Genomic DNA, 6,797 nt, shown 5'->3' on the forward strand with positions numbered 1-6,797 from the left:
GCGAAGGCGGCCGTACCGTCGGCGCAGGCATCGTTGCCTCCATCGTCGAGTAATCGACGAGACTGAGGGCGGGAAGACACAAGGTGCATGTGCTATGCGCCTTGGACATACCCGCCCCGAAAGATTTAGTTGGTCGCACGGCTTGCCGAAGACGACGAAATAGTGCAAATGGCGCCCACGCGTGATTTGCACGGTGCTTCGACGTTGTGCGCTCACAAGAAGACAGGCCGGCCACGGCCGCTCAAATAGGAAGGGGCAGGGGAAACCCTGTCCCTCCGATCTTTGAAAAGTTAGCGGACTGGCCGAAATTAAACGAAGTTCACTGCGTGTTTTTCCACGGAAACCGCAAGTAACCTGAACAAGGATAAGTCGTATGAACGGCCAGAACATCCGCATCCGCCTCAAGGCGTTTGATCACCGGATCCTCGACGCCTCGACGCGCGAAATCGTGTCGACGGCAAAGCGTACCGGTGCAAGCGTGCGCGGTCCCGTACCGCTGCCGACGCGCATTGAAAAGTTTACGGTCAACCGCTCGCCGCACGTCGACAAGAAGAGCCGTGAACAGTTCGAAATGCGCACCCACAAGCGCCTTCTCGACATCGTAGACCCGACCCCGCAGACCGTTGACGCGCTGATGAAGCTCGACCTGGCTGCCGGCGTCGACGTGGAAATCAAGCTTTAATAAACAAGGAAGGTACGTGGACCCCGGTCCAACGGCTTCCAAAAACGGGCGACCTCAAGATCGGATGATCTCAAGGAAACCTTAAACCAGAGATGTGAGGGGGTTCGCTCCGTCACTAACTCTCAAGAGGAATGAACCGATGCGTTCAGGTGTGATTGCACAGAAAGTGGGAATGACCCGCGTCTATAACGACGCCGGTGAGCATATCCCGGTTACAGTTTTGAAGCTGGAAAACTGCCAGGTGGTAGCCCAGCGTACGGAAGAAAAGAACGGCTATGTTGCTGTCCAGCTCGGTGCTGGTCGCTCCAAGGTCAAGAACACGCCGAAGGCGATGCGCGGCCATTTTGCTGCTGCCAACGTCGAGCCGAAGGCGAAGCTCGTCGAGTTCCGCGTTTCCGCGGACAACCTGATCGACATCGGTGCAGAACTGACGGCGAACCATTTCGTTGCCGGTCAGCTCGTCGACGTCACCGGTACCACGATCGGTAAGGGCTTTGCCGGCGCCATCAAGCGCCACAACTTTGGCGGTCTGCGTGCAACGCACGGCGTTTCCGTTTCGCACCGTTCGCATGGTTCTACCGGTTCCAACCAGGACCCGGGCCGCGTTTGGAAGGGCAAGCGCATGGCTGGTCACATGGGCCAGACCCGCGTCACCACCCAGAACCTCGAAGTCGTATCGACCGATGAAGACCGCGGTCTGATCCTGGTCAAGGGCGCAGTCCCCGGCTCCAAGGGTGCCTGGATCGTCGTTCGTGACGCCATCAAGTCGGGCACCCCGGAAGGCGCTCCGCGCCCGGCCGCTGTGCGCGCCGAAGCATCGAAGTAAGGGAGCCGAATAATGGATCTCAACGTCAAAACCCTCGAGGGCAAGGACGCAGGAAAGGTTTCCCTTTCTGACGCCATTTTCGGCCTCGAACCCCGTGAAGACATCATTGCCCGCGTCGTTCGCTGGCAGCTCGCCAAGAAGCAGCAGGGCACGCACAAGGCCAAGGGCCGCGCGGAAGTTTCGCGCACCGGCGCCAAGATGTACAAGCAGAAGGGTACGGGCCGCGCCCGCCACCACTCCGCTCGTGCTCCGCAGTTCCGCGGCGGTGGCAAGGCTCATGGCCCGGTTGTCCGCAGCCACGCTCACGACCTTCCGAAGAAGGTTCGTGCTCTCGGCCTGCGCCATGCGCTCTCGGCCAAGTTGAAGGCTGAAGAGATCATCGTCATCGACGATCTCGTTGCCAAGGAAGCCAAGACCAAGGCACTCGCCGGCGTGTTCGCCTCGCTCGGCCTCACCAACGCTCTCATCATCGGCGGCGCCGAGATCGAGAACAATTTCAAGCTCGCAGCCCAGAACATCCCGAACGTGGACGTTCTGCCGGTTCAGGGCATCAACGTTTACGACATTCTGCGCCGTGGCAAGCTCGTGCTTTCCAAGGCTGCCGTGGAAGCTCTGGAGGAGCGGTTCAAATGACGGATCTTCGCCACTACGACGTGATCGTGTCTCCCTCGATCACTGAAAAGTCGACGCTGGTTTCCGAACAGAACCAGGTCGTCTTCAACGTCGCCAAGGACGCTTCGAAGCCTGAGATCAAGGCTGCTGTCGAAGCTCTGTTCGGCGTCAAGGTTACGGCTGTGAACACGCTGGTCCGCAAGGGCAAGACGAAGCGTTTCCGCGGCTTTGCCGGAAAGCAGAAGGACGTGAAGAAGGCGATCATCACGCTCGCCGACGGTCAGTCCATCGACGTCTCCACCGGTCTCTAACGGATAGGCCCATTAGGGTAAAAACCCAAAAGGGAACAAGAAAATGGCATTGAAAAATTTCAATCCGACGACCCCGAGCCAGCGTCAGCTGGTCATCGTAGACCGGTCCGGCCTCTACAAGGGCAAGCCGGTCAAGGCGCTGACCGAAGGCCTGTCCTCCAAGGGCGGTCGCAACAACCTCGGTCGCATCACCGTTCGCTTCCAGGGCGGTGGTCACAAGCGTACGTATCGCCTGGTCGACTTCAAGCGTCGCAAGTTCGACGTTGAAGGCACGGTCGAGCGTCTGGAATATGACCCGAACCGCACCGCGTTCATCGCGCTCGTCAACTACGCCGACGGCGAAAAGGCCTACATCCTCGCTCCGCAGCGCCTCGCTGCTGGCGACAAGGTCATCGCTTCGGAAAAGGCTGTCGACGTAAAGCCCGGCAACACGATGCCGCTGCAGTACATCCCGGTCGGCTCCATCATCCACAACGTGGAAATGAAGCCGGGCAAGGGCGGCCAGATGGCTCGCTCCGCCGGTACCTACGCTCAGCTCGTCGGTCGCGACCAGGGCATGGCGATCCTTCGTCTGAACTCGGGCGAACAGCGCCTCGTGCACGGTTCCTGCCTCGCATCGATCGGCGCCGTATCGAACCCCGATCACGGCAACATCAATGACGGTAAGGCTGGTCGTTCGCGTTGGCGCGGTAAGCGCCCGCACGTTCGCGGCGTCGTCATGAACCCGGTTGACCACCCGCACGGCGGTGGTGAAGGCCGTACCTCGGGTGGTCGTCACCCGGTTACCCCGTGGGGCAAGCCCACGAAGGGCAAGCGTACGCGTTCGAACAAGTCGACCGACAAGTTCATCATGCGCTCGCGGCACCAGAAGAAGAAGTAAGAGAGGAAGTCTCGAATGACTCGTTCAGTATGGAAAGGTCCGTTCGTTGACGGTTATCTTCTCAAGAAGGCTGAGAAGGTCCGCGAAGGCGGTCGCAACGAAGTGATCAAGATTTGGAGCCGCCGCTCCACGATCCTTCCGCAGTTTGTCGGCCTCACCTTCGGCGTCTACAACGGCAGCAAGCACGTTCCGGTCAGCGTCAATGAAGACATGGTCGGTCACAAGTTTGGCGAATTCTCTCCGACCCGGACCTACTACGGTCATGGCGCGGACAAGAAGGCAAAGAGGAAGTAACAATGGGCAAGGCAAAAGCCGAACGCCGGCTGAAGGATAATGAGGCGCAGGCAATTGCGCGCACGATCCGCGTCAGCCCCCAGAAGCTCAACCTGGTTGCGGCGATGATCCGCGGCAAGAAGGTCGATCGCGCTCTGGCCGAACTGGAGTTCTCCCGCAAGCGCATCGCAGAAACGGTCAAGAAGACCCTTGAATCTGCGATTGCGAACGCCGAGAACAACCACGATCTCGACGTCGATTCGCTCGTCGTTGCAGAAGCTTACGTTGGCAAGTCGATTGTCATGAAGCGCTTCCACGCTCGTGGTCGCGGCCGTGCATCGCGTGTCGAAAAGCCATTCTCGCACCTGACGATCGTCGTCCGTGAAGTGGAAGCCAAAGGGGAGGCCGCATAATGGGTCAGAAGATTAATCCGATCGGCTTCCGTCTCGGTATCAACCGGACCTGGGATAGCCGCTGGTTCGCGGACAACGCCGAATACGGCCAGCTTCTTCATGAAGACCTGAAGATCCGCGCTTACCTGATGGAAGAACTGAAGGCTGCCGGTATCGCCAAGGTGGTCATCGAGCGTCCGCACAAGAAGTGCCGCGTCACGATCCACTCGGCTCGCCCGGGTCTCATCATCGGCAAGAAGGGCGCTGACATCGAAAAGCTTCGCAAGAAGCTTTCCGAGATGACCAACTCCGAAACGCACCTCAACATCGTTGAAGTACGCAAGCCGGAAGTTGACGCAACGCTCGTTGCTCAGTCGATCGCCCAGCAGCTCGAGCGCCGCGTGGCTTTCCGCCGCGCGATGAAGCGCGCTGTTCAGTCGGCCATGCGTCTTGGCGCCGAAGGCATCAAGATCACCTGCGCCGGCCGCCTCGGTGGCGCCGAAATCGCTCGTACCGAATGGTACCGCGAAGGTCGCGTTCCGCTGCACACCCTGCGTGCGGACATCGACTACGGCACGGCTGAAGCGGAAACCGCTTTCGGCATCTGCGGCATCAAGGTCTGGATCTTCAAGGGCGAAATCCTTGAGCACGATCCGATGGCTTCCGAGCGTCGCGCGATCGAAAGTGACAACCAGGGCCCGGCAGGCCGTGATCGCGACCGTGGCGATCGTGACCGCCGTCGTGAAAACGCGTAACATTCGCGTTTGGCAGCCAATATCGGAGAAGTAAAAAAATGTTGCAGCCAAAGCGTACGAAGTATCGCAAGCAGTTCAAGGGCCGCATCAAGGGCGTAGCCAAGGGCGGATCTGATCTCGCTTTCGGCGAATTCGGCCTTAAGGCTCAGGAACCCAACCGCGTGAATGCGCGCGAGATCGAAGCGGCCCGCCGCGCGATCACGCGTCACATGAAGCGCGCCGGCCGCGTCTGGATCCGTGTGTTCCCCGACGTTCCGGTCACCGCCAAGCCGACGGAAGTCCGCATGGGTAAGGGTAAGGGTTCGGTCGAATACTGGGCATGCAAGGTCAAGCCCGGCCGAATGATGTTTGAGATCGATGGTGTCAGCGAAGAACTTGCCCGTGAGGCACTTCGTCTTGGCGCTGCCAAGCTCTCTGTCAAGACGCGCTTCGTGCAGCGTATCGCAGAGTAAGGAGTGAACTCATGAAAGCCGTAGATGTTCGCGCTCTGAGCGCTGATCAACTCAACGAAGAGCTTGCCAAGCTGAAGAAGGAGCAGTTCAACCTGCGCTTCCAGAAGGCAACCGGCCAGCTCGAGAAGTCTTCGCGTATCAACGAAGTCCGCAAGGACATCGCACGCGTCAAAACCATTGCCCGCCAGAAGGCGGCAGAAGCCAAGGCCTAAGGACCAGAAAATATGCCGAAACGCATTCTGCAGGGCACTGTTGTCAGCGACAAGAACGACAAGACTGTCGTCGTACGGGTCGAGCGCCGCTTTGCGCATCCGATCCTCCAGAAGACCGTCCGTCGCTCGAAGAAGTACAAGGCGCACGACGAAAACAACCAGTACAAGGTTGGTGACGTCGTTTCCATCGAGGAATGTGCGCCGATCTCGAAGGATAAGCGCTGGACGGTAGTCGCCGCCCACGCTTGATTTCAGCAGGTTTTGACGCCAAGACCCTTGCGTCTTGGGAAAATACCTGTATGAAGCACGCAATTGAAGCAGGGGAACGCTCGATTCCGGGCGTTCTTTTGCTTTGAGATGAGCACTATAAGCCGGGCGAGGGGGTTTCGACCCAACCGGCCTGGTAACAACAAGAAGGCGACCTGACATGATTCAGATGCAAACAAACCTCGACGTGGCGGATAATTCCGGCGCACGTCGTGTCATGTGCATCAAGGTGCTGGGCGGCTCCAAGCGCAAGTATGCGTCGGTCGGCGACATCATTGTCGTTTCGATCAAGGAAGCCATTCCGCGCGGCCGCGTAAAGAAGGGTGATGTCATGAAGGCTGTTGTCGTTCGCACTGCGAAGGACATCCGCCGTCCGGATGGCTCTGTCATCCGCTTTGACACCAACGCAGCCGTTCTTATCGATAACAAGAAAGAGCCGATCGGCACCCGTATCTTCGGACCGGTTCCGCGCGAACTTCGCGCCAAGAACCACATGAAGATCATCTCGCTGGCTCCAGAAGTACTCTAAGGGAGCGTTAAGAGATGCAAAAGATTCGCAAAGGCGACAAAGTCGTCGTTCTCACCGGTAAGGACAAGGGCCGTACCGGCGAAGTCGTACAGGTAATGCCGAAGGAAGACCGGGCTGTCGTGCGTGGCGTAAACATGGTGAAGCGTCACCAGCGCCAGACCCAGAGCCAGGAAGCCGGCATCGTCAACAAGGAAGCCTCGATCCATCTTTCGAACATCGCGATTGCCGATCCGAAGGACGGCAAGCCGACCCGCGTCGGTTTCAAGATCGATGGCGACAAGAAGGTCCGCGTGGCCAAGCGTTCGGGAGTAGTGATCGATGGCTAAGTCCGCTTACGAGCCGCGGCTCAAGAAGGAATATGTCGAGCGTATTCGTGCGGCTATGCAGGAGAAGTTCTCCTACGCCAACGAGATGCAGATCCCGCGCCTCGACAAGATCGTCATCAACATGGGTGTTGGCGAATCGACGGGCGACTCCAAGAAGCCGACCGTTGCTGCTGCCGACCTCGCAGCGATTGCTGGTCAGAAGCCGGTAATCACCCGCGCTCGCAACTCCATCGCTGGCTTCAAGCTTCGCGAAGGCATGCCGATTGGTGCCAAGGTTACC

Annotated in this window: 14 protein-coding genes; all 14 read left to right on the plus strand. The window is 58.9% G+C overall.

Going from position 1 to position 6,797, the window contains the following annotated elements:
• Nucleotides 1-373 precede the first annotated feature (373 nt).
• Nucleotides 374-682: a 30S ribosomal protein S10 gene (gene rpsJ, locus I8N66_RS23395; protein WP_003507767.1), complete on the plus strand. Its 309-nt coding sequence runs from the start codon at nt 374-376 to the stop codon at nt 680-682.
• Nucleotides 683-821: 139 nt separating this feature from the next.
• A complete protein-coding gene (rplC, locus tag I8N66_RS23400; RefSeq protein ID WP_057255569.1) occupies nt 822-1,508 on the plus strand; it encodes a 50S ribosomal protein L3 in 687 nt (228 codons plus the stop codon).
• Nucleotides 1,509-1,520: 12 nt separating this feature from the next.
• On the plus strand, nt 1,521-2,141 hold the full coding sequence (gene rplD, locus I8N66_RS23405; protein ID WP_034795521.1) for a 50S ribosomal protein L4: 621 nt from the start codon (nt 1,521-1,523) through the stop codon (nt 2,139-2,141).
• Nucleotides 2,138-2,431 carry a 50S ribosomal protein L23 gene (locus tag I8N66_RS23410; protein WP_057255571.1) on the plus strand — a complete coding sequence of 98 codons (294 nt, stop codon included), beginning with the start codon at nt 2,138-2,140 and terminating at the stop codon, nt 2,429-2,431. Before rplD ends, I8N66_RS23410 begins: the two co-directional genes overlap by 4 nt.
• Nucleotides 2,432-2,474: 43 nt before the next feature.
• Entirely contained in the window at nt 2,475-3,311 is an 837-nt protein-coding gene (rplB, locus tag I8N66_RS23415) for a 50S ribosomal protein L2 (RefSeq protein ID WP_113541393.1), read from the plus strand.
• 15 nt (nt 3,312-3,326) lie between these two features.
• Complete coding sequence (gene rpsS, locus I8N66_RS23420) at nt 3,327-3,605, plus strand: 30S ribosomal protein S19 (RefSeq protein ID WP_018239488.1); 279 nt, start codon at nt 3,327-3,329, stop codon at nt 3,603-3,605.
• A gap of 2 nt (nt 3,606-3,607) precedes the next feature.
• Nucleotides 3,608-3,997 carry a 50S ribosomal protein L22 gene (gene rplV / locus I8N66_RS23425; protein ID WP_057255573.1) on the plus strand — a complete coding sequence of 130 codons (390 nt, stop codon included), beginning with the start codon at nt 3,608-3,610 and terminating at the stop codon, nt 3,995-3,997.
• Complete coding sequence (gene rpsC / locus I8N66_RS23430; protein WP_113541392.1) at nt 3,997-4,731, plus strand: 30S ribosomal protein S3; 735 nt, start codon at nt 3,997-3,999, stop codon at nt 4,729-4,731. Before rplV ends, rpsC begins: the two co-directional genes overlap by 1 nt.
• Before the next feature lie 38 nt (nt 4,732-4,769).
• Nucleotides 4,770-5,183, plus strand: coding sequence for a 50S ribosomal protein L16 (rplP, locus tag I8N66_RS23435; protein ID WP_011975175.1), 414 nt, complete (start codon nt 4,770-4,772; stop codon nt 5,181-5,183).
• A gap of 11 nt (nt 5,184-5,194) precedes the next feature.
• Nucleotides 5,195-5,395: a 50S ribosomal protein L29 gene (rpmC, locus tag I8N66_RS23440; protein ID WP_034795543.1), complete on the plus strand. Its 201-nt coding sequence runs from the start codon at nt 5,195-5,197 to the stop codon at nt 5,393-5,395.
• Between the two features lie 12 nt (nt 5,396-5,407).
• Complete coding sequence (rpsQ, locus tag I8N66_RS23445) at nt 5,408-5,644, plus strand: 30S ribosomal protein S17 (RefSeq protein ID WP_034795546.1); 237 nt, start codon at nt 5,408-5,410, stop codon at nt 5,642-5,644.
• Between the two features lie 178 nt (nt 5,645-5,822).
• Nucleotides 5,823-6,191, plus strand: a complete 369-nt coding sequence (gene rplN, locus I8N66_RS23450; RefSeq protein WP_034795548.1) for a 50S ribosomal protein L14 — start codon at nt 5,823-5,825, stop codon at nt 6,189-6,191.
• 14 nt (nt 6,192-6,205) lie between these two features.
• Nucleotides 6,206-6,517, plus strand: a complete 312-nt coding sequence (rplX, locus tag I8N66_RS23455) for a 50S ribosomal protein L24 (RefSeq protein ID WP_113541391.1) — start codon at nt 6,206-6,208, stop codon at nt 6,515-6,517.
• On the plus strand, nt 6,510-6,797 hold a 288-nt coding region (gene rplE / locus I8N66_RS23460), incomplete at its 3' end, for a 50S ribosomal protein L5 (protein ID WP_291158591.1). The genes rplX and rplE, both read left to right, overlap by 8 nt.

Origin of the sequence: Ensifer sp. SSB1, assembly GCF_016652895.1 — a bacterium.
GTDB lineage: Bacteria > Pseudomonadota > Alphaproteobacteria > Rhizobiales > Rhizobiaceae > Ensifer.